The 20,656-nt window shown below is 53.0% G+C and carries 20 protein-coding genes; 9 read left to right on the top strand and 11 right to left on the bottom strand.

Annotated features, from left to right (window positions below):
• The first annotated feature begins 93 nt into the window (after window positions 1–93).
• From MON37_RS03770 to dapC, 4 genes are all read left to right on the top strand, one after another.
• Window positions 94–1,143 carry a pseudouridine synthase gene (locus MON37_RS03770; RefSeq protein WP_039407220.1) on the top strand — a complete coding sequence of 350 codons (1,050 nt, stop codon included), beginning with the start codon at window positions 94–96 and terminating at the stop codon, window positions 1,141–1,143.
• A 74-nt stretch (window positions 1,144–1,217) separates the two neighbouring features.
• The gene (locus MON37_RS03765; RefSeq protein WP_039407214.1) at window positions 1,218–2,144 is read left to right on the top strand and encodes an aldose 1-epimerase; all 927 of its coding nucleotides are present in this window, start codon (window positions 1,218–1,220) and stop codon (window positions 2,142–2,144) included.
• Between the two features lie 321 nt (window positions 2,145–2,465).
• On the top strand, window positions 2,466–3,635 hold the full coding sequence (locus MON37_RS03760; protein WP_016688209.1) for an NAD(P)H-dependent flavin oxidoreductase: 1,170 nt from the start codon (window positions 2,466–2,468) through the stop codon (window positions 3,633–3,635).
• A 205-nt stretch (window positions 3,636–3,840) separates the two neighbouring features.
• Complete coding sequence (gene dapC / locus MON37_RS03755) at window positions 3,841–5,028, top strand: succinyldiaminopimelate transaminase (RefSeq protein WP_039407207.1); 1,188 nt, start codon at window positions 3,841–3,843, stop codon at window positions 5,026–5,028.
• An 81-nt stretch (window positions 5,029–5,109) separates the two neighbouring features.
• On the opposite strand, the gene rfaD is transcribed toward dapC, so the two are convergent.
• The 10 genes from rfaD to MON37_RS03705 form a co-directional block, all read right to left on the bottom strand.
• Window positions 5,110–6,114, bottom strand: a complete 1,005-nt coding sequence (rfaD, locus tag MON37_RS03750; RefSeq protein WP_039407204.1) for an ADP-glyceromanno-heptose 6-epimerase — start codon at window positions 6,112–6,114, stop codon at window positions 5,110–5,112.
• 89 nt (window positions 6,115–6,203) lie between these two features.
• A complete protein-coding gene (gene hldA / locus MON37_RS03745; RefSeq protein WP_019270546.1) occupies window positions 6,204–7,166 on the bottom strand; it encodes an ADP-heptose synthase in 963 nt (320 codons plus the stop codon).
• A 54-nt stretch (window positions 7,167–7,220) separates the two neighbouring features.
• Window positions 7,221–7,961: an orotidine-5'-phosphate decarboxylase gene (gene pyrF, locus MON37_RS03740; RefSeq protein WP_039407201.1), complete on the bottom strand. Its 741-nt coding sequence runs from the start codon at window positions 7,959–7,961 to the stop codon at window positions 7,221–7,223.
• A gap of 526 nt (window positions 7,962–8,487) precedes the next feature.
• A complete protein-coding gene (gene adk, locus MON37_RS03735; RefSeq protein ID WP_002232195.1) occupies window positions 8,488–9,135 on the bottom strand; it encodes an adenylate kinase in 648 nt (215 codons plus the stop codon).
• An 82-nt stretch (window positions 9,136–9,217) separates the two neighbouring features.
• Window positions 9,218–9,736: a hypothetical protein gene (locus tag MON37_RS03730; protein ID WP_039407195.1), complete on the bottom strand. Its 519-nt coding sequence runs from the start codon at window positions 9,734–9,736 to the stop codon at window positions 9,218–9,220.
• 10 nt (window positions 9,737–9,746) lie between these two features.
• Entirely contained in the window at window positions 9,747–10,508 is a 762-nt protein-coding gene (kdsB, locus tag MON37_RS03725) for a 3-deoxy-manno-octulosonate cytidylyltransferase (protein ID WP_039407192.1), read from the bottom strand.
• Complete coding sequence (locus tag MON37_RS03720; protein WP_039407188.1) at window positions 10,505–10,687, bottom strand: Trm112 family protein; 183 nt, start codon at window positions 10,685–10,687, stop codon at window positions 10,505–10,507. The genes kdsB and MON37_RS03720 overlap by 4 nt, the downstream gene beginning before the upstream one ends.
• Window positions 10,688–10,781: 94 nt before the next feature.
• Window positions 10,782–11,357, bottom strand: a complete 576-nt coding sequence (locus MON37_RS03715) for a DUF2059 domain-containing protein (RefSeq protein WP_039407187.1) — start codon at window positions 11,355–11,357, stop codon at window positions 10,782–10,784.
• Between the two features lie 97 nt (window positions 11,358–11,454).
• Window positions 11,455–12,480: a tetraacyldisaccharide 4'-kinase gene (gene lpxK / locus MON37_RS03710; protein WP_039407185.1), complete on the bottom strand. Its 1,026-nt coding sequence runs from the start codon at window positions 12,478–12,480 to the stop codon at window positions 11,455–11,457.
• Window positions 12,481–12,531: 51 nt separating this feature from the next.
• Window positions 12,532–13,728, bottom strand: coding sequence for a PIN domain-containing protein (locus MON37_RS03705; protein ID WP_052242823.1), 1,197 nt, complete (start codon window positions 13,726–13,728; stop codon window positions 12,532–12,534).
• Between the two features lie 149 nt (window positions 13,729–13,877).
• On the opposite strand from MON37_RS03705, the gene xseA reads away from it, so the two are divergent.
• From xseA to argS, 4 genes are all read left to right on the top strand, one after another.
• Window positions 13,878–15,227, top strand: coding sequence for an exodeoxyribonuclease VII large subunit (xseA, locus tag MON37_RS03700; RefSeq protein WP_039407183.1), 1,350 nt, complete (start codon window positions 13,878–13,880; stop codon window positions 15,225–15,227).
• 548 nt (window positions 15,228–15,775) lie between these two features.
• Window positions 15,776–16,543, top strand: coding sequence for a CDP-diacylglycerol--serine O-phosphatidyltransferase (gene pssA / locus MON37_RS03695; protein WP_039407180.1), 768 nt, complete (start codon window positions 15,776–15,778; stop codon window positions 16,541–16,543).
• Window positions 16,544–16,546: 3 nt separating this feature from the next.
• Entirely contained in the window at window positions 16,547–17,356 is an 810-nt protein-coding gene (locus MON37_RS03690; protein WP_039407177.1) for a sulfite exporter TauE/SafE family protein, read from the top strand.
• 169 nt (window positions 17,357–17,525) lie between these two features.
• Window positions 17,526–19,244, top strand: a complete 1,719-nt coding sequence (argS, locus tag MON37_RS03685) for an arginine--tRNA ligase (RefSeq protein WP_039407173.1) — start codon at window positions 17,526–17,528, stop codon at window positions 19,242–19,244.
• 68 nt (window positions 19,245–19,312) lie between these two features.
• Here argS and MON37_RS03680 read toward each other — a convergent pair whose 3' ends face one another.
• Window positions 19,313–19,798: a disulfide bond formation protein B gene (locus MON37_RS03680; protein WP_039407170.1), complete on the bottom strand. Its 486-nt coding sequence runs from the start codon at window positions 19,796–19,798 to the stop codon at window positions 19,313–19,315.
• A gap of 486 nt (window positions 19,799–20,284) precedes the next feature.
• Here MON37_RS03680 and rpsO point away from each other — a divergent pair, with 486 nt between their 5' ends.
• Window positions 20,285–20,554, top strand: coding sequence for a 30S ribosomal protein S15 (gene rpsO / locus MON37_RS03675; protein ID WP_016687799.1), 270 nt, complete (start codon window positions 20,285–20,287; stop codon window positions 20,552–20,554).
• Window positions 20,555–20,656 lie beyond the last annotated feature (102 nt).

Here is a 20,656-nt window from a genome sequence, read left to right as displayed (position 1 = left end):
CAGAAGAACCGTTTTCCGCAGCGGGTTGAATTTGACTTGCCTTGTCCTGCTTCAAATTCAACCCGCTGCCATCAAACGCGTTAGGAGAACCCCATGTCCAAGCAACCCACCAGCAAACGCCAATGGCGCGACGGCGCAGCCCCGTCTGCCAAGAAAACCGCCAAACCTTTCAAAAGCAAAGCCCGTCCCAAAGACGAAACGCGCAAAACCGCTTCCAAACCTTACGGACAAAAAGTTTCAGACGACCTCAAGCCGCAAAACACCCCCAAACAGCGCGCCGCCAAAGCCAGAAAACTCGTCGTCCGCAATCCCAACCAAAAAATCATGGAACGCGCGCGCGATTTGAAAGAGCGCCGCAGCGACCTGTCGCGTATGGAACCCGAACGCCTGCAAAAAGTGCTTGCCGCGTCCGGCGTCGGCTCCCGCCGCGAAATGGAAGAATGGATTAACAACGGCTGGGTAACGGTCAACGGCAAAACCGCGCAACTGGGTGACAAAGTCACCCCCGACGACCACGTTACCGTCAAAGGCAGTATCATCAAGCTCAAATGGGCGGACCGCCTGCCCCGCATCATCCTGTATTACAAACAAGAAGGCGAAATCGTTTCCCGCGACGACCCGCAAGGCCGCGTCAGCATCTTCGACCGCCTGCCGCAGGCCGCCAGCAGCCGCTGGGTCGCCATCGGACGCTTGGACATCAACACCAGCGGCCTGCTCATCCTGACCACCTCCGGCGAACTCGTCCAACGTTTCGCCCATCCCAGCTTCGAAGTCGAACGCGAATACGCCGTGCGCGTACTGGGCGGGCTGACCACCGAACAAATGCGCAGCCTCACCGAAGAAGGCGTGATGCTCGAAGACGGCTTGGCAAAAGTCGAACGCATCTACGAACAAGGCGGCGAAGGCGCGAACAAATGGTACAACGTCGTGATTAAAGAAGGCCGCAACCGCGAAGTGCGCCGCATATTCGAAAGCCAAGGCCTCACCGTCAGCCGCCTCGTGCGCGTCGGTTTTGGCCCCATCGGCCTACCCAACCGCCTCAAACGCGGGCAGTTCTACGAACTCAATCCCGCCGAAGTCGCCAACATCATCAAATGGGCGGACATGCTGCTGCCTGGCGAACGCCACCGGAAGAAGTCCTGACCGCAAAGGTCGTCTGAAAACTTTTCAGACGACCTTTTATACACCCTGCCCCAACCCCAATCAGGAGCCGCTTCATGTTCACACTCAAAACCGACAATGACCGCCTGCTGCTCGCCTCTCCCGATTTGCGCGCGGAAATTTATCTTTACGGCGGGCTGCTCAACCGCTACGAAATCCGCCGCCCCGACGGCACATGGTTCAACATCGTCAAAGCCTACGATACCCCGCAACACGCCTGCGAGAGCCTGACCGAATGGTTCCGCAGTGGCAAACTCAGCCCGTACGCCTGCCGCCTGCGCCACGGCAAATACAGCTTTGACGGCAAAGCCTATCAGTGCGGCAAATTCAAACTCGCCGAACACGCGGCACACGGCTTGATGTATGACCGCGAATTCGCCCTCGTCAACAGCCATGCCGACGACCAATCCGCCGAAGTCGAAATCCGCGCAGATTACGCGCAAGACGACAGCGGCTACCCCTTCCCCTTCAGCCTGACCGTCCGCTACCGCCTCAGCGCAGACGGCTTAAGCATCCGCTCCACCGTCCGCAACCAAGGCACAACCGCCATGCCGCTCGCAGACGGCTGGCACCCCTATTTCACACTCGGCGGCAAAACCGACGATTGGTCGCTGGAAATCGACAGCAGCAAACGCTTAGGCTTCGATGCCGATTTGGTTCCCGACGGCAGCATCATTGACGACTCCCGTTTTCAGACGACCTCAAGCCTGGCAGGCATCGAATTGGACAACAGCTTTGTCTTGGCACGTAGCAAACCCGCCGCCTGCACGCTCTCAGGCAACGGACTGACCCTGAGCATTTACCCCGATACCTCCTATCCCTACCTGCAAATCTTCACCCCATCGACCCGCGACACCATCGCCATCGAAAACCTCAGCGGCGCCCCCGACTGCTTCAACAACGGTTTAGGGTTAATCAAGCTGGACGCGGGAGAAGAAGCCGCATTTGAAACGCGCTACCATATCGCAGCCAACCGTCCGTAAGCAGCCCGAACCGTTACCGGCAAAGCAAAGGTCGTCTGAAAACGCCCAATCAGGTTTTCAGACGACCTTTTTGATTTTTAAACAACACATTCGTCCCAAAAATGCCGCAGCACACCGCCAACACTCAAAACAATAATTTCTTAATTAACAATATATTAAGATTATTTTAACAAAGAAACTGTATTAAAACTCTAATTTCCCATTTGATTAGAGTATAATTCCTAAAATCTTAAAATAGGTATCATTTAGCCGATAAAAGCAACCTCGATACAGATACCCGTCTATTAAAAACACCACCCGCAACCATCAAGGAACCCATACATGCAAAGCAACTTCGACCCATTGCTCATCCGTGGCAAATCATTGATTCCCGTCGTCCAAGGCGGAATGGGCGTGGGCGTTTCCGCATCGAAACTCTCCAGCGCAGTCGCCCGCGAAAACGGTGTCGGCACGATTGCCAGCGTCGATTTGCGCCACTTGCACGACGACCTGCTCGCCGAATCCAAAATCAACCCGAGCGAAGAAAAATACACCCGACTCAACTGTACCGCGCTTGACCGCGAAATCCAAAAAGCCAAAGCCGACGCAAACGGCAAAGGCATGATTGCCGTCAACGTCATGAAAGCCGTCAAAGACCACGCCGCCTACGTCCGCCAAGCCTGCGAATCGGGTGCGGACGCGATTGTGATGGGCGCGGGATTGCCGCTGGATTTGCCCGAAATGACCGAGGGTTATCACAAAGATGTCGCCCTGTTCCCGATTTTGTCCGAATCGCGCGGTATCGGCATCGTATTGAAACGCTGGATGAAAAAAGGTGTTTTGCCCGACGCCATCGTTATCGAACATCCCGCACACGCTGCCGGACACTTGGGCGCGGCAAGCGTGGCAGGTGTGAATGATGCCAAGTTTGAATTCAAACGAGTCATCGAAGAAACTTTCGAAGTATTCAAGAACTTAGGTCTTGAAAGCGAAAAAATCCCGCTCATTCTCGCCGGCGGCATGGCGAACTTTGAAAAAGTCAAAACCGCGCTGAAAAACTGGGGCGCATCCGCCGTCCAAATCGGCACGGCGTTTGCAGTTACCGAAGAAGGCGATGCACACATCAACTTCAAAAAAACGCTGGCAGGCGCAGAAACCGAGCATGTTGTCGAATTTATGTCCGTCGCCGGACTGCCCGCACGCGGTGTGCGCACCAAGTTTCTAGACAGCTACATCAAGCGCGAATCCAAGCTGCAAGCCAACGCCAAAGCCGACCCGCGCCGCTGTACGCAAGGCTTGAATTGTCTGACCAGCTGCGGACTACGCGACGGTTTGGCAAAAGCCGGACAATTCTGCATCGACATCCAACTCTCCGCCGCCTTCCGTGGCGAAGTCGATAAAGGTCTGTTTTTCCGAGGTAAAGATCCGCTGCCTTTTGGCAATGCTATCCGCACGGTGCAAGAAACCATTCAATATCTGCTCAACGGCGCTCTCCCCGCAGCAGCGAAATAAATCATATCCGCAGATTTGCAAAACAAAGAAGGGCATATTCAATATGTCCTTTTTTATTGCTGGCAAATCATGTTCTTCTCCAAAGGTCGTCTGAAAACAGTTTTCAGACGACCTTCATCCTGCCTCCCTTTCTATGGATACATTGTCAACAAAATCCGCATAAAAAATGCTAAGATGACCGTCTCGATAGACATTTGGAACACCCATGAACCCACTACTCGACCAGCTCCAACCCTATCCGTTTGCCCGCCTGCGCGAAGCCATGCAGGGCATTAACCCTCCCGAAGGCGTCACCCCCGTCCACCTTCACATCGGCGAACCGAAACACCCTACCCCCGAAGTCATCACCAATGCGCTGACCGCCTCGCTGCACGAACTGGAAAAATACCCCCTGACCGCAGGTCTGCCCGAGCTGCGCCAAGCCTGTGCCGACTGGATGCGCCGCCGTTACGACGGACTGACCGTCAATCCCGACACGGAAGTCCTGCCAGTACTCGGCAGCCGCGAAGCCTTGTTTTCCTTCGTTCAAACCGTCTTAAACCCCGTTTCAGACGACCTCAAACCCGTCGTCCTCAGCCCCAACCCGTTCTACCAAATCTACGAAGGCGCAGCCATTCTCGGCGGCGGCGAAATCCGTTTTGCCAACTGCCCTGCCCCGTCCTTCAAGCCCGATTGGAAAAGCATCACCGAAGACGTATGGCAACGCACCAAAGTCATGTTCGTCTGCTCGCCCAACAACCCCAGCGGCAGCGTCCTGCAACTGGAAGACTGGAAAGAAATCTTTGATCTGCAAGACAAATACGGTTTCATCATCGCTTCCGACGAATGCTATTCCGAAATCTATTTCGACGGCAACAAACCCATAGGCGGCTTACAGGCGGCAGCGCAATTAGGGCGCGGCAACCGCAATATCGTCATGTTCACCAGCCTCTCCAAACGCTCCAACGTCCCCGGACTACGCTCCGGCTTTGTCGCAGGCGATGCCGAATTGCTTAAAAACTTCCTGCTCTACCGCACCTACCACGGCAGTGCAATGAGCATCCCCGTCCAACGCGCCAGCATCGCCGCATGGAACGACGAAGAACACGTCATCGCCAACCGCCGCCTGTATCAGGAAAAATTCGACCGCGTCATCCCCATTTTGCAACAGGCATTCGATGTCAAACTGCCCGACGCATCGTTCTATATCTGGCTGAAAGTACCAGATGGCGACGACTTGGCATTTGCTAAAAACCTCTGGCAAAAAGCCGCCATCCAAGTCCTCCCCGGACGCTTCCTCGCCCGCGATACCGAATGGGGCAACCCAGGCGAAGGCTACGTCCGCATCGCCTTGGTCGCCGATGTCGACAGCTGCGTCAAAGCCGCCGAAACCATCGTTTTCCTGTATCGCTGAACAAGGTAACGGTTCAATAAAAAGTCGTCTGAAAACTTTAAATCTGAGTTTTCAGACGACCTTTTTCATGGGCATTTCAAATCAAGCCAAATTTTCCAGCATCCATTTGACGTAGCGCTCGACGCCTGCTTTGACATCCAAAAATTCTTCCTTGTATCCGGCTTCGCGCAGTTTGGCAATGTCGGCTTGGGTGAAGCTTTGGTATTTGCCTTTGAGCGCATCGGGGAAGGGGATGTAGCGGATAAGTTCTTCTTCTATCAGCTCTTTTAAGCTCAATTCAGGTTTGCCTTCGGCGGCACGGCAGGCGTTGACGGTGGCGGCGGCGAGTTCGTTGAACTGTTGGCTGCGGCCTGTGCCGAGGTTGTAGATGCCGGAGAGATTGGGGTGGTCGAAGAAGTAGAGGTTGACTTTGGCGACGTCTTCGACGCTGACGAAGTCGCGGGTTTGTTCGCCGTTGCCGTAGCCGTCGTTGGCTCCGAACAGGTTGACGTAACCGTGTTCGCGGTATTGGTTGAAATGGTGGAAGGCGACGGATGCCATGCGGCCTTTGTGTTGTTCGTGTTGTCCGTAAACGTTGAAGTAGCGGAAGCCGACAACTTGTGCGGTCAGGCCTTCTTTCATGCGGCGGCGCAATACTTGGTCAAACAGGAATTTGGAGTAGCCGTACACATTGAGCGGTTTTTCAAGTTCGCGCTCTTCGCGGAAGATTTCGCCTTTGCCGTACACGGCGGCACTGGAGGCGTAGAGGAAGGGGATGCGTTCGTCCTGACACCAGTCCAAAAGGTCGAGCGTGTACTGGTAATTGTTGTCCATCATATAGAGGCCGTCGTGGTTCATGGTGTCGGAACACGCACCTTGATGGAAGACGGCTTCGATGTTTTCGTAGGGCAGAAGATGGCCGCGCACTTGGCGGATGAATTCGTGTTTGTCGAGGTAGTGTGTGATTTCGCACTCGGCAAGGTTTTTGAATTTTTCGCCACGGGTCAGGTTGTCGACGGCGACGATGTCGGTAATACCGCGTTGGTTGAGGGCTTTGACGATGTTGCTGCCGATGAAGCCGGCCGCGCCTGTTACGATGATGGTCATATTGGGTTTCCTTTGTTTTTTGGTTTTAGCGAAACTCGTTGCACTCGTTTCAGACGACCTTGGAAAGACGGGGTCGTCTGAAAAAGAAATTACTGCTCTTCCAATGCTTTGTTCAATTCTGCAAACGAGCAAACCGCCGTGCCGAGTTTGGCGACGACGACACCGGCGGCGGTATTGGCGAGGTGCATGGCTTCGGGCATGGTGTAGCCTGCCGCCAGCCCCAAACCCACTCCGGCAATGACGGTGTCGCCTGCGCCGGATACGTCGTAAACTTCTTGGGCGCGGGTGGGCTGGTAAATGGGTTCGCCTTCGCTGAACAGGGTCATGCCCTCTTCGCTTCGGGTCAGTAAAACGGCGGTCAGGTCGAGGTGGCGGCGCAGGTTTTGCGCTTTTTCGGTCAGCTCGCTTTCGTTTTTCCAACTGCCGACCACTTCTTTTAATTCGGCTCTATTGGGCGTAATCAGCGTGGCGCCAGCGTATTTTTCGTAATCGTCGCCTTTGGGGTCGATTAATACGGTTTTACCTGCGTGTTTTGCCCAATCTATCATATCGGAGATGTGCGACAGGCCGCCTTTGCCGTAGTCTGAAAAAATGATTGCGTCGTATTCGGGCAATACTTCGCGGTATTTCTGCTTGATTTGCTCCAACACTTCGCGGTTGGGATGTTCTTCAAAATCAAGGCGGATAAGCTGCTGGTTGCGGGCGACGACGCGCAGTTTGACGGTGGTGGCGATTTGTTTGTCGCGCATCAGATAGGAGGCGACGCCGTCTTGCGCCATCAGCGCATCGAGCGCGTCGGCGGCTTCGTCGTCGCCGGTTACCGACAACAGCCCTGCTTTGCCGCCCAACGAAGCGATGTTGCGCGCAACATTCGCCGCACCGCCCGCCCGTTGGTCGATTCGTCCGATTTTGGCCACCGGCACGGGCGCTTCGGGCGAAATACGGGACACATCGCCAAACCAATAACGGTCGAGCATCACGTCGCCGACAACAAGGACTTTGGCTTGCGCGAAACGGGATTTGAGGGTTTCTTGTTGGAACTTGGTGGGCATATTGCCTCCGTTGTGTTTTTTCAGACGGCCTCAACCTGTAAGGTCGTCTGAAAATCAGTTTGCTTCAAGGTTCGCCACGCGGTTCACTTCGCGCAATACGGCTACCGGATCGGCGGCTTGGGTAACGGGGCGGCCCATCACCAGATAAGTCGAACCTGCCGCCAATGCTTCGGCAGGCGTCATGATGCGGCGTTGGTCGTCGTTGTTGCCGGCAACGTCCAAACGGATGCCGGGCGTTACCAAGACAAAATCCTGTCCCAATTCGCGGCGCAGCGGCGCGGCTTCTTGGGCGGAGCAGACCACGCCGTCCAAGCCCGAACTTTGCGCCAGTTTCGCCAAGCGGATGACTTGTTCTTCAGGGGCGATGTTCAAACCGATTTCCGCCAAATCGCTCTGTTCCATGCTGGTCAACACGGTTACGCCGATTAAGAGCGGCTTCGTGCCGTATCCGGCAACGGCTTCGGCGGCGGCTTCCATCATGCGGCGGCCGCCCGATGCGTGCATATCGACCATCCACACGCCCATGTCGGCGGCGACTTTGCAGGCTTGCGCGACGGTGTGGGGAATGTCGTGGTATTTCAAATCGAGAAAGAGTTTGAAACCCTGATGAATCAGGCTTTCCGCCAAACTGCGTCCCGTGGCGGTAAACAGCTCTTTGCCGATTTTGATTTGGCACAAGGTCGGATCAAGGTTGCGGACGAATCCGAGCGTATCTTTTTCGTTGGCAAAATCAAGGGCAACGATGACGGGGGTGCGTTGTGGCGGAGTTTGGAAGTCGGTGATTAAAGGATTCATGGTGTTTTCGTTTCGGATTTTCAGACGACCTTTATCGTCTTTTTCGCAGTATAGTGGATTAACTTTAAACCAGTACGGCGTTGCTTCGCCTTAGCTCAAAGAGAACGATTCTCTAAGGTGCTGAAGCACCAAGTGAATCGGTTCCGTACTATCTGTACTGTCTGCGGCTTCGTCGCCTTGTCCTGATTTTTGTTAATCCACTATAACAACGTAAATTCAAACCGTAGGTCGGGCATTGATGTCCGACCTACGCGGACTCAAGCCCCCGACAAACTGTTTCGGATGAATTTGAACCGGCACATCAGCCGTCATTCCCGCGCAGGCGGGAATCCATTGATAAAACTCAGTTCATCAAATTTAAACTAGCGATTGCCCAAATTCAGAAATGGATTCCCGCCTGCGCGGGAATGACGCCGAATGATTATTTTTCGGTTGCAACACGCTGTTTGTCAAAAACAGGTCGTCTGAAAACCTGATTTTCTGTTTTCAGAGTGCGAAGCCTGCCCGTGGGTACGACCTTTTCGATTTATTTGCCCAATGCGCCCAATACTTCGGCTTTCACGGCTTCTACCGGCTGAGTGCCGTCAACTTTGATGTATTTCGGCGCGTGTTCGCCTTCCAGCTTGCTGTAAAAATCGACCAGCACTTCGGTTTGCTCGTGGTAAACGGCAAGGCGTTTTTTGACGGTTTCTTCTTTGTCGTCGTCGCGCTGAATCAAATCTTCGCCGGTTACGTCGTCTTTGCCTTCGACTTTGGGCGGATTGTAGGTAACGTGGTAGGTGCGGCCGGAAGCCAAGTGGACGCGGCGGCCGCTCATGCGGTCGACAATCACGCTGTCGGGTACGTCGATTTCAACGACCGCGTCCAAATCCACGCCCGCTTCAACCATCGCTTCGGCTTGTGCCAGCGTGCGCGGGAAGCCGTCAAACAAGAAACCGTTTTTGCAGTCGTCTTGCGCGATGCGTTCTTTCACCATGCCGATGATGATGTCGTCGCGCACCAAGCCGCCTTCGTCAATGATTTTTTTCGCTTCCAAACCCAGCGGCGTGCCTGCTTTAATCGCAGCGCGGAGCATGTCGCCGGTGGAAATTTGCGGAATGCCGAACGCAGCGGTGATGAATTGTGCCTGAGTGCCTTTACCCGCACCCGGCGCGCCTAACAATAATACTTTCATGGGTGTTCCTTCTTGTTAAGTAGTATGGATTTGAAACGTGATTCAAATGATTTTACACGGCTTGCGTTTATCGTTCAAAACTTCAGACGGCCTGTTCTGCGCCGAAATGTTTCCATGCGTCATCGCGCATTTCGGCAAACCATGTGTCTTCGGGAAACCGCTCCAATGCGTCTTTCAAAGTGGAAAGCAGGTTTTGCGATAAAGTCTTCGCCAAATATTCTTCCTCATTGGCTTCCGCCGCCTTGTCCGCCTGCTGCGCCAAACCGCGCGCGCGGGTCTGATGCCCGTGTGCCAAGTAGTTGAGCGCAATTACCTTTTGCGCCCAAAGCTGCGGAATTTCAGGGCTGTCTTGCAGCAATACCGACAAAATCGACACGGCAACTGTCAGCCTGCCCCCGTTCAAACGCAAATCCAGCGAACGGTTCGGCGGCAGCGTACTGAGCGTTTCCGCCATACGGAACCAAAACTCGCCGCTGGCTTCGTCCGGCGCGGCGGCTTTCAACATTTCATAGTTAAACTCTTGGTCGTCGTTTTGAACCAGCAGGGCAACATCGGCAAGCAGTTTTTGCTCTTCGCGGCTCAAATGGCGTAAATCGGTCATGTTTTTCCTTTCAGACGGCCTCAAAGACGGCTCGGACCCTGTCCAAATCTTCCTGCGTATCTACGCCGGCGGCAGGGGCTTGTTTGGCGGTTTCGACGGCAATCGGGTAGCCGTGCCACAGGACGCGCAGTTGTTCCAGCGATTCGATGGTTTCCAGCGGCGAAACGCTCATTTCGGCGTAGCGTTGCAGAAAACCGGCGCGGTAGGCGTAGATGCCGATATGGCGCAGGACGGCGGTTTCGGCAGGCAATTCGCGTTTTTCGGCGCGCATGGCATCGCGTGGATAGGGAATCGGGGCGCGGCTGAAGTAGATGGCGTTGCGGTTTTTGTCGAGGACGACTTTGACGACGTTGGGATTCATAAATTCGTCGAAATCGTGCAATTCGTGTGCCGCGGTCGCCATCTGCACGTTGTTTTCCACCAAGACTTCGGCGGTGCGGTCGATGAGTTCGGGGGCAATCAGCGGCTCGTCGCCCTGTACGTTGACGACCACCAGATGTTGCGGCAGCTTCAGCGCGGCGGCGGCTTCGGCAAGACGCGTCGTGCCGCTTTCGTGCCGGTTTGAAGTCATGACGACTTCGACGCTGTGCGCCTGACAGGCCGTCTGAATATCGGGATGGTCGGTGGCAACGACGACGCGCGCGGCTTTGCTTTTTGCCGCCTGTTCGGCAACGCGCACGACCATCGGTTTGCCATGGATGTCCGCCAAGGCTTTTCCGGGTAGGCGCGATGAATCCAGCCGCGCCGGAATCAATACGACGAATTCGGTCATGCTTTGAGTTCCTCTTCGCTCAACGCTCGTGCTTCGTTTTCCAGCATATAGGGAATGCCGTCTTTAATCGGATAGGCAAGCTTCGCCTGATGGCTCCACAATTCCTGTTTGTCCTGATGATATTCCAGTCTGCCTTTGGTAACGGGGCAGACGAGGATGTCTAAGAATTTTTTTTCCATGGGGTTTCTTTCGGGTTTGATGGTTTTAGCGAAGCTCGCTTCGCTCGTTTTGGCGAAACTTGCTTCGCTCGTTTTCAGACGACCTCAAGCGGCATTATTTTTTCCGTGCCGGTTTGTTAGGCTGTTTGGCGCAGGCTTGGGCAGGATTTTTGCCTTCGCACATGATTTGGCGGATTTCACGTCTCAGGTTTGCGCTTTGGTTGGATTGGGTGTATTTGCCGGCAAGGATGTCCATCATAGGTTTCACCGTTGCCTCAAGATAGCGCGGCGTTTTGTCCATTATCGATTGACCTACCGCCGTGCTGTAAAAGCCAATCAATGCGTTGACTTCTTCCTGCGTATAAACCGTCTTCATGCCGTCTAAAGCCGCTTTACGCAACTGGGCGCGCACTTGCGGCGTGTTGATTTCGGCAATCGATTGGTTTGCATACTTTTTCAATACCGCCTCCAATTGCGGACGTTTGTCTTCCGGCGCATCTTTTAAAAATTTCTGTACATTCGGATCGGAAAGTACAATGCCTTCCATACTTTGGAAAGACTGGTCTAACAGGGCATCCATCTTCTGCACTTCAAACAGACGCTCCAGCGACGCATCGCTGGGTGTAGCGGCAAATGCGTTGGCACACAATGCAAAGGCAGTAAGGGGCAGCAACAGGGTTTTCAATTTCATCTTCCTCTCCTTCTAAAAACAAAAATACAAATGTTCAGACGATGTTTCCCAAATAAGACGGCTTGCCAGGCATGAATGCCTGACCTACAGAATATTTTCAGACGGCCTCTTCGGCAAGACCTAACTGCTCCAACACAAATTCCGCCAAATCAGGTTCGATTATCGCACAAACAGGCAACACCCATACATGATTCAGATTGAGGCCGGCTGAAAACTTGACCGCATCCTTTTCCGTAATAATGACCGCGTCCGCATTGGGCAAATCTGCCGCTGCGATGTCGGCATGGTCGGGCAGCGCGACGGTTTGGTTCAAGGTGATGCCCATGTTCCGCAGCGAATCAAAAAAACGCTCCGGTTTGGCGATACCTGCCACGGCGGCGACGGTTTGGTTTTTCAGACGACCTGTATCCAGTATTTCGGACGGCTGGTTCAAACGGTAAATCCGTCCCGTTTCGATACTGCTGTGAAACATGTTTTCAGACGGCGCAAACGACGCATCCGCCTGACCGCCGCTGACGACGACCGCATCCACCGAATCCAAACGCGACAAAGGTTCGCGCAAACCGCCGTTGGGCAGTAAATCCAAATCCGTCCGCCCCGTATCCGCCGCCGGAAACACCGCGATTTCCACATCCCGCCGCAGGGCATAATGCTGCAAACCGTCGTCTGCCACAATCAGCCCGATGTCAGGGTGCGCCGCCAGCAACGCCCTGCCTGCCTCCGCACGGCTGCTGCCCACCGCCGTCGGTGCGCCGGTTTTGCGGAACAGCAGCAAAGGCTCGTCACCCGCATCTTCCGCACGGCTCGCGGCATTCAATACATGAACCGCCTTGCTCTTGCGCCCGTAGCCCCGGCTGATGATGCCGACCTTGATGCCTTTTTCCTGCAAACCCGACACCAGCGCGGCGACAATCGGCGTTTTCCCCGTCCCGCCCGCGTGGATATTGCCGACCACGACCACGGGCACGGACAGCTTTTCGCTTTTCAGACGGCCTGAAACGAAATCATCGCGCCGTTTCGCCGCAATTTTGGCAAACAGTTTGGATAAGGGTTTGAGCAGGAAAGATAAAAACGGATTGGGGCGTTGCCAATGGCGTTCGATGATTTGATGGAGTTTGGGCATTCGGGCATCTTTTGGAGTATGGATAAGGGAAATATCCAAAACAGGCAAACCTTATTTTTTTGGATAGTTCACTTTCCCTAAATTATCAATAGAAAGTTTTTTCTGACTGGCAAGCACATTAATTAATTTTTCAATATGGTCATCCGATAATTTCAGAATGGATTTGAAAGAATTGATTATTGCTTTTTTGGTTTTTGGTTTATTTTTAGCTGACTTATTAAAAAATTTCTGTACTGTATCCATTATCTTAATATCTTCTTCTTTGCTGATAATATCAATCCGTTTCGGAATTTGAATCTCCAAAGGGAAAGGGGCATATTCTATCTTGTCGCCTTTGATACGTATCAATTGCTGGGATTCGCAGTATTTTAAAATATCATCTAATGTATTTTCTTCCACTTCCAAACAAAATATTTTAGATTGCGAACGCAGAACATTTCTAGCGCCCTGTACCGTTTTACTTTTTGATTCAATCAGCTTGCACGTCAACTTCTCTAAAATATCATTACTGCTAATGTGATAATTCACAAAATTAGTATCAGGATTGAACGAAATCAGTTTTTTATTAAGCATACTTTGGATAATTTTCCCAACTATTTCATTTTGTTGTTCTTGATTAAAGGGGATTAATTCTTGATACAAAACAGAATGCAAGCGCGATTCCAAATTGTGAAAAACGGTCGGTCTGAAAGCACTGGGCGGAATTAATGCTGCAATTACCTTTCGTACACATGAATTAATAAATGTAGGAGATTGATGTAAAGCAACAGGTTCAGAATACACAATTTCCGCTTCTTCGGCGGAGTGCTTATCCTTTGAAAGATTAGGTTCTTGTCCTATCTGTTGTTTTTTCATTTCCAATAACAATTCCTCATTCTTCCCTGCATCCTCCAAACTTCCCAATCTGACAATACCCTTACACAAATGCGTATCTTCCAAATGTTCGACTAAAACATCAAATCCCCCGTCCCTCGAAAGAATGCATATCAATGCCTCCTTGTCCTGTTCCGTAATCTTGCCTAAATAATAGGCAAGATAAAAATCCAAAGCATTTTTGCCTGTCTTTGCAACCCGTACGAAATGAACATTTTTTCCAAACCTGCATAAGGCTTCGCAAAGCTCTACCGACAAAGTTTTTTGTTGCAGCTTTCCCAGAAAAAGCCAGATATGGCAGTTTTCGTCATCCACTCCGCTCAATTGCGATGCTTCCGGTTGGACGTTTTCAAAATCAATCAAAATATGTTTCATAACAGTATCCCGTAATGTTTTCGTTTATAGGTTGGACAATATACTATTAAAATAATATCTGGCAAAGACTTCTTTCAGACGACCTTTCCCATACAAACCTTGTCTGAAACCCCTTATAATCCAACCTTTCCCCATTTATCTCCGCCCCAATGTCCGAACTTTTCGCGCCCTCCTCCATTTCCGTATCCGAACTCAATGCCCTCGCCAAAGCCTTGCTGGAAGACCATCTTGCCGGCTTGTGGATTGCGGGCGAAGTGTCCAATCTGACCCGTGCCGCCAGCGGGCATTATTATTTCTCGCTTAAAGACAGCCGCGCGCAGGTGCGTTGCGCGATGTTCAAGGGTGCGGCGGCGCGTTTGGCAAAACCTTTGAAAGAAGGCGACCATATCGAAGTAGCGGGCAAAATCAGTATTTATGAGGCGCGGGGCGAATTTCAGATTACCGTGAACGAGGTACGGCTCAAAGGCTTGGGGCAGCTTTACGAAGCCTACGAGCGGCTGAAGGCGCAGTTGCAGGCGGAAGGCGCGTTTGCGGCGGAACTCAAGAAACTTTTGCCTGCCCGCCCTCAATGTATCGGCATCGTAACCAGTCTGGCGGCGGCGGCATTGCGCGATGTCGTTACCACCCTGAAACGCCGTGCGCCCGAAATTCCCGTCATCGTTTATCCGACCTCCGTTCAAGGCGCGGGCAGCGAGTTTCAGATTGCCCAAGCAATTAAAACCGCATCGCAACGCGCCGAATGCGATGTGTTGATTGTCTGTCGCGGCGGCGGCAGCATTGAAGACTTATGGGCGTTTAACGAAGAGCCGGTCGTGCGCGCCATCGAAGCCTGCGCGATTCCCATCGTCAGCGGCGTGGGACACGAAACCGATTTCACGCTCGCCGATTTCGTCGCCGACGTGCGCGCGCCCACGCCGACCGGCGCGGCGGAACTGGTCAGCCCCAACCGCCAAGAATCGTTACACCGCCTCGCCCAAGCCAAAGGTCGTCTGAAAACCGTTTTGGAACAACGCTATTTCGATGCAAGCCAAAAGCTCGACTGGCTCGCGCGGCAAATCCACCACCCGCACCAAAAACTCGACGAACAGCGCACCTACATCCGCAAACTGGCGCAAACCCTGTCCTACTCGATGACGCAAAACGTCCGCGCCCACACCGCCCGTTTCGAACGCCAAACCCAAGCCCTGAAACATTGCCGCCCCGATATTTCCGTTTACCGGCAAGACATCGACCGTTTTCAGACGACCTTGTCGCACGCCTTCCGCCAACTGCTCGCCCACCGCCGACAAAGCCTGACCGCCCAAACCGCCCTGCTCGAAGCCGTATCGCCGCAGCAGATTCTGGAGCGCGGCTTCTCCGTCGTCAAAAACACACGCGGACAAGTCATCCGCAACGCCGATGTTTTAAAGCAAGGGCAGAAACTGCACATCACTTTTGCCGACGGCGAAACCGACGTGCGCGTGACCAAAGAGCAGGCGCAGCGGGAATTGTTTGATTAACCGTCGGCTTGAATGAAAAAGGTCGTCTGAAAACAGGGTCGATTAAAATAGAAACCGCCCTTGCCGTTATTCTCGCGCAGGTATGAATCCGGAGATTTGGAATAATGGCGTTCCTAATCCTTCCGAAAACCAAAAATCCGGATGAATGACGGTTCTGATGCTTTTTCTTTGCGCTTATTATTTGAACATTTGCTTTGACAAAATTTGATCCGCCTGTTTTCAGACGGCCCGTCCCTCACGAACCCCTTTCGCCGATATGGCATGAATGCCGAGTCCGCAGGCCAATCATGATCCTCGCGGGCAAAGCCCACGTTGTACGCTATTGTTTGGTTGTTCGGATTTGACAAAAATACGGCAATTTACGGCTGATTGTTCCTGTTTTTTAGAAAGACAGCAAAACTCATATTTCGGTAAAAAGGTCGTCTGAAAGTGAACAAACCAAGTTGTATTCACACATTTTCAGACGACCTCCTGCACATTCCGGAATCATTTTCATCTCAATACGGTATAATCCCTCCATCTGCTTTGTACTGCATCATCAAACGATTATGGACAACATGCAAAACCAACCGCCAATCCCGCCGCGAAATTCGCTGCGCCGGAACAGTATTTACCTGCTGCCCAACTCCTTTACCATCGCCGCGTTGTTCTGCGCCTTTTTCGCCATCACCCAATCCATGCACGGGCGTTATGAGACGGCAGCGATTGCAGTATTCCTCTCCATGCTGCTCGACGGCATGGACGGTCGCGTGGCACGGCTGACCAACAGCCAAAGCGCATTCGGCGAACAGCTCGACAGCCTTGCCGACATGGTCAGTTTCGGCGTTGCGCCCGCCTTGATTGCCTATAAATGGCAGCTTTGGCAGTTTGGCAAAATCGGTTATTCCGTCGCCTTCATCTACTGCGCCTGCGCCGCCCTGCGCCTCGCCCTCTTCAATACGCTTATCGGCAAAGTCGATAAACGCTGGTTCATCGGCGTTCCCAGTCCGACCGCCGCCGCGTTGATTGTCGGCCTGATTTGGGTCAACCACAGCATCGAACGCTTCCCCGGCGTGCATTGGTGGGCTTTGGGCATCACGCTTTTCGCCGGCATTTCCATGATTGTCCAAATCCCGTTTTGGAGCTTTAAAGAAATCAACATCCGCCGCCAAGTCCCGTTTATGGGCATGGTGCTTACCGTGTTGGTCTTGCTGCTCATCAACTGGAAACCTTCGCTTGTACTTTTTCTGTTTTTCCTGGGTTACAGCCTATCCGGCTACATCATGGCGGTATGGCGATGGTTGAAAAAACGCCGTAAAACCAAAAAGGTCGTCTGAAAAATGTGGACTTGGGATATTATCCTCGCCCTGCTCGCCGTCGGAAGCGCGGCGGGCTTTATTGCGGGATTGTTCGGCGTAGGCGGCGGTACGTTGGTCGTCCCCGTCGTCTTGTGGACACTGCAACTGCAAGGCATCAGCAGCCACCCCTACGCCCAACATCTCGCCATCGGCACATCCTTCGCTGTCATGGTTTTCACCACCTTCTCCAGCATGTACGCGCAGCACAAAAAAAGCGCCATCGACTGGCAGACTGTCCGCCGTATGACCCCCTCCATGATATTCGGCGTACTGATCGGCGCGGTCACCGCCAAATACATGCCTACCCGCGCCCTGCAAATCTTCTTTATCGTATTCCTTACCCTCATCGCCCTCAAAACCCTGACAGACTCCAAACCCAAAGCCTCGCGCCACCTGCCCGCCCTACCCGGCTTAAGCGCGGTCGGCACATTGTTCGGCGCAGCTTCGAGCTGGGTCGGCATCGGCGGCGGCTCGCTGTCCGTCCCCTTCCTGATGTATTGCAACTTCCCCGCCCACCGCGCCATCGGCACATCCTCCGGCCTCGCCTGGCCGATTGCGCTCGCCGGCACAATCGGCTATCTCGTTACCGGCTGGAACGTTCCCGACCTGCCACACGGCTCCGGCGGCTTCCTCTATCTACCCGCCGTTGCCATCCTCAGCATCGCAACCATTATTTTTGCCCCGATCGGCGTCAAAACCGCGCACAAACTCCCCGCCCGCCAGCTTAAAATCTCCTTCGGCATCATGCTGCTGCTGATTGCCATAAAAATGGCTTGGAACCTTGTCCGTTGAATTTTCCCAAACGCTGCCATCATTAAAAGGTCATCTGAAAACGGGCATGGCAGGTTACGCCGAAACCATCCACATTTTTTCAGACGACCTTTTACCTTAACCCTGTTTCAACACCCCAAATTCTTTTAAAATACCGCCTGATTTGAATTTAACCGAAAGACCGATCTTCATGAACCTACATCAAACCGTCGAACGCGAAGCCGCCGCCGCCTTTGCCGCCGCAGGCATCGCCGACAGCCCCGTTGTTTTGCAGCCGACCAAAAACGCCGAACACGGCGATTTCCAAATCAACGGCGTGATGGGTGCGGCGAAAAAAGCCAAACAAAATCCGCGCGAATTGGCGCAAAAGGTTGCCGAAACATTGGCGGACAACGCCGTGATTGAAAGCGCGGAAGTGGCCGGCCCCGGCTTTATCAACCTGCGCCTGCGTCCTGAATTTCTCGCCCAAAATATTCATGCGGCCTTGAATGACGCGCGTTTCGGCGTGGCAAAAACCGACAAACCGCAAACTGTCGTCATCGACTATTCCTCGCCCAATCTGGCGAAAGAGATGCACGTCGGTCATCTGCGTTCCAGCATCATCGGCGACAGCATTTCGCGCGTATTGGAATTCATGGGCAACACCGTCATCCGCCAAAACCACGTCGGCGACTGGGGTACGCAGTTCGGCATGTTGGTCGCTTATCTGGTCGAGCAGCAAAAAGACAACGCCGCGTTCGAGCTGGCGGACTTGGAGCAGTTTTACCGCGCAGCCAAAGTGCGCTTTGACGAAGACCCCGCCTTTGCCGACACCGCACGTGAATACGTTGTGAAGCTGCAAGGCGGCGATGAAACCGTGTTGGCGTTGTGGAAACAGTTTGTCGATATTTCGCTCTCGCACGCCCAAGCCGTTTATGACACGTTGGGCTTGAAGCTGCGTCCTGAGGACGTGGCGGGCGAATCGAAATACAACGACGATTTGCAGCCCGTTGTCGATGATTTGGTTCAAAAAGGTCTGGCTGTTGAAGACGACGGCGCGAAAGTCGTGTTCTTGGACGAGTTTAAAAATAAAGAAGGCGAACCCGCCGCATTTATCGTGCAAAAACAAGGCGGCGGCTTCCTCTACGCCTCCACTGATTTGGCGTGCCTGCGCTACCGCATAGGTCGTCTGAAAGCCGACCGCCTGCTGTACGTCGTCGACCACCGCCAAGCCTTGCACTTCGAACAACTTTTCACCACTTCCCGCAAAGCAGGCTATCTGCCGGAAGATGCAAAAGCCGAGTTTATCGGCTTCGGCACCATGATGGGCAAAGACGGCAAACCGTTCAAAACGCGCAGCGGCGACACTGTAAAACTGGTTGACCTGCTGACCGAAGCCGTCGAGCGCGCCACGGCTTTGGTGAAAGAGAAAAACCCCGAATTGGGCGCGGATGAAGCCGCTAAAATCGGCAAAACCGTCGGCATCGGCGCGGTCAAATACGCCGATTTGAGCAAAAACCGCACCAGCGATTATGTGTTCGACTGGGACGCCATGCTCTCGTTTGAAGGCAACACCGCCCCCTACCTGCAATACGCCTACACCCGCGTGCAAAGCGTGTTCCGCAAAGCAGGCGAATGGGACGTGGCCGCGCCAACCGTTTTGACCGAACCGCTGGAAAAACAGCTTGCCGCCGAGCTTCTGAAATTCGAAGACGTGCTGCAAAGCGTGGCGGACACGGCATATCCGCACTACCTCGCCGCCTACCTCTACCAAACCGCCACCCTGTTCAGCCGCTTCTACGAAGCCTGCCCGATACTCAAAGCCGAAGGCGCAACCCGCAACAGCCGCCTACAACTGGCAAAGCTCACCGGCGACACGCTGAAACAAGGCTTGGATTTGCTGGGCATTGACGTGTTGGATGTGATGTAAGTCATTCCCCATAAGCAAAGGTCGTCTGAAAACGAATTTTCAGACGACCTTTTTTAAATTCCGGACATTTATTTCGTTTTCAACCAAGCAAACCAAACCAATACGACAACGAAACAAAAATAAGCGATGCTCCAAACCGGCAGCGCGACACCCAAAAAATAATCCGGTACGGCGCAATTGCCGAAGCCGCGCACGATGGGTTCGAACCAGTCAAACAACGGCCAGTCCTTCAAGCGGAACGTCCACGGAGCACCGCAGGAAGGTGCCGTACCCGGCGGCAGGCTTTGCAACCACAACTGATAAGCCGCCGTCCCTATCCCGTACACAGCAGGCGCGCTGATAAGCAAAGCGGAAAACGTCCGCCCCACTTTGGAAGACTGACGGAAAAATACCGCCAGCAAAGCCGCCACCCCGACCGCCAATACGCACAAACGCTGCACGATGCACAATACGCAGGGATTCATCCCTAAAACATATTGCGAAACAAACGAACCGCAGGCAGCCAATACGGACAAAACGAGCAAAAACAAGGCTGTTTTTCTAAAAAAATTCATAATATCAAAGCTCTTTTAAATTTCAGACGACCTCTTCATGCCGTCGATCAGCGTCTATTTTACTACAAAACCCACGCCCTTCCGAAAAGCCCTACCCATTCGCTGAAATTCAAAAAAAGTACCCACGCCGCCATTTCTGTTCAAGCGGCAATCCGCAATAATCGCTGAATCTTGCCGAAATCAAAAGCCCGGATTCACGCCTGTTCAGGAAGTTCAGGAATGATGGGAATATTTTCCATTTTAACCTGCTGTAAAATGCACCGAATCAAAACTTCTCGCACATACTTTACGCCACACCCCGATACATTTTCAGACGACATTTCCACAATTTCGTATCAAAAACAGGATTCAGCCGTGCAAAACAGATGAAACTGTGGCATAATCCGCCCGTCTTCACAAAAAGACTTCAGGAGTTTGAACGGGTTCGCGCTCGTCAAACTTGTCCGAACCGAATAACGGTTCTTTTATTTTTCGGAGTTATCCATCATGGCATTGACCGTAGAACAAAAAGCACAAATTGTTAAAGATTTCCAACGCAAAGAAGGCGATACCGGCTCTTCTGAAGTACAAGTCGCTCTGTTGACTTTCCGCATCAACGACCTGACTCCCCACTTCAAAGCCAACCCTAAAGACCACCACAGCCGTCGCGGCCTGTTGAAAATGGTCAGCCAACGTCGCCGTCTGTTGTCTTACTTGCGCCGTACCCAACCTGATACATACCGCAACCTGATTACCCGCTTGGGTCTGCGCAAATAATTTATGCTTTACCGGACACCGCTTGCAAAAGCGGTGTTTTTTTATGGGAAAGGTCGTCTGAAAACGTATTGGTAAAGTTTTCAGACGACCTATCTCTTATGC

It is taken from the genome of Morococcus cerebrosus (genome assembly GCF_022749515.1).
In the GTDB taxonomy this organism is placed as follows: domain Bacteria; phylum Pseudomonadota; class Gammaproteobacteria; order Burkholderiales; family Neisseriaceae; genus Neisseria; species Neisseria cerebrosa.
The sequence above is the reverse complement of the archived record's forward strand: the minus strand, read 5'-3'. Positions and strand labels throughout refer to the sequence as shown.

Bases quoted from the DNA above. Each gene is read 5' to 3' on its own strand.
- MON37_RS03770 (WP_039407220.1), top strand. From the start codon at position 94: ATGTCCAAGCAACCCACCAGCAAACGCCAATGGCGCGACGGCGCAGCC.
- MON37_RS03765 (WP_039407214.1), top strand. From the start codon at position 1,218: ATGTTCACACTCAAAACCGACAATGACCGCCTGCTGCTCGCCTCTCCC.
- MON37_RS03760 (WP_016688209.1), top strand. From the start codon at position 2,466: ATGCAAAGCAACTTCGACCCATTGCTCATCCGTGGCAAATCATTGATT.
- dapC (WP_039407207.1), top strand. From the start codon at position 3,841: ATGAACCCACTACTCGACCAGCTCCAACCCTATCCGTTTGCCCGCCTG.
- rfaD (WP_039407204.1), bottom strand. From the start codon at position 6,114: ATGACCATCATCGTAACAGGCGCGGCCGGCTTCATCGGCAGCAACATC.
- hldA (WP_019270546.1), bottom strand. From the start codon at position 7,166: ATGCCCACCAAGTTCCAACAAGAAACCCTCAAATCCCGTTTCGCGCAA.
- pyrF (WP_039407201.1), bottom strand. From the start codon at position 7,961: ATGAATCCTTTAATCACCGACTTCCAAACTCCGCCACAACGCACCCCC.
- adk (WP_002232195.1), bottom strand. From the start codon at position 9,135: ATGAAAGTATTATTGTTAGGCGCGCCGGGTGCGGGTAAAGGCACTCAG.
- MON37_RS03730 (WP_039407195.1), bottom strand. From the start codon at position 9,736: ATGACCGATTTACGCCATTTGAGCCGCGAAGAGCAAAAACTGCTTGCC.
- kdsB (WP_039407192.1), bottom strand. From the start codon at position 10,508: ATGACCGAATTCGTCGTATTGATTCCGGCGCGGCTGGATTCATCGCGC.
- MON37_RS03720 (WP_039407188.1), bottom strand. From the start codon at position 10,687: ATGGAAAAAAAATTCTTAGACATCCTCGTCTGCCCCGTTACCAAAGGC.
- MON37_RS03715 (WP_039407187.1), bottom strand. From the start codon at position 11,357: ATGAAATTGAAAACCCTGTTGCTGCCCCTTACTGCCTTTGCATTGTGT.
- lpxK (WP_039407185.1), bottom strand. From the start codon at position 12,480: ATGCCCAAACTCCATCAAATCATCGAACGCCATTGGCAACGCCCCAAT.
- MON37_RS03705 (WP_052242823.1), bottom strand. From the start codon at position 13,728: ATGAAACATATTTTGATTGATTTTGAAAACGTCCAACCGGAAGCATCG.
- xseA (WP_039407183.1), top strand. From the start codon at position 13,878: ATGTCCGAACTTTTCGCGCCCTCCTCCATTTCCGTATCCGAACTCAAT.
- pssA (WP_039407180.1), top strand. From the start codon at position 15,776: ATGGACAACATGCAAAACCAACCGCCAATCCCGCCGCGAAATTCGCTG.
- MON37_RS03690 (WP_039407177.1), top strand. From the start codon at position 16,547: ATGTGGACTTGGGATATTATCCTCGCCCTGCTCGCCGTCGGAAGCGCG.
- argS (WP_039407173.1), top strand. From the start codon at position 17,526: ATGAACCTACATCAAACCGTCGAACGCGAAGCCGCCGCCGCCTTTGCC.
- MON37_RS03680 (WP_039407170.1), bottom strand. From the start codon at position 19,798: ATGAATTTTTTTAGAAAAACAGCCTTGTTTTTGCTCGTTTTGTCCGTA.
- rpsO (WP_016687799.1), top strand. From the start codon at position 20,285: ATGGCATTGACCGTAGAACAAAAAGCACAAATTGTTAAAGATTTCCAA.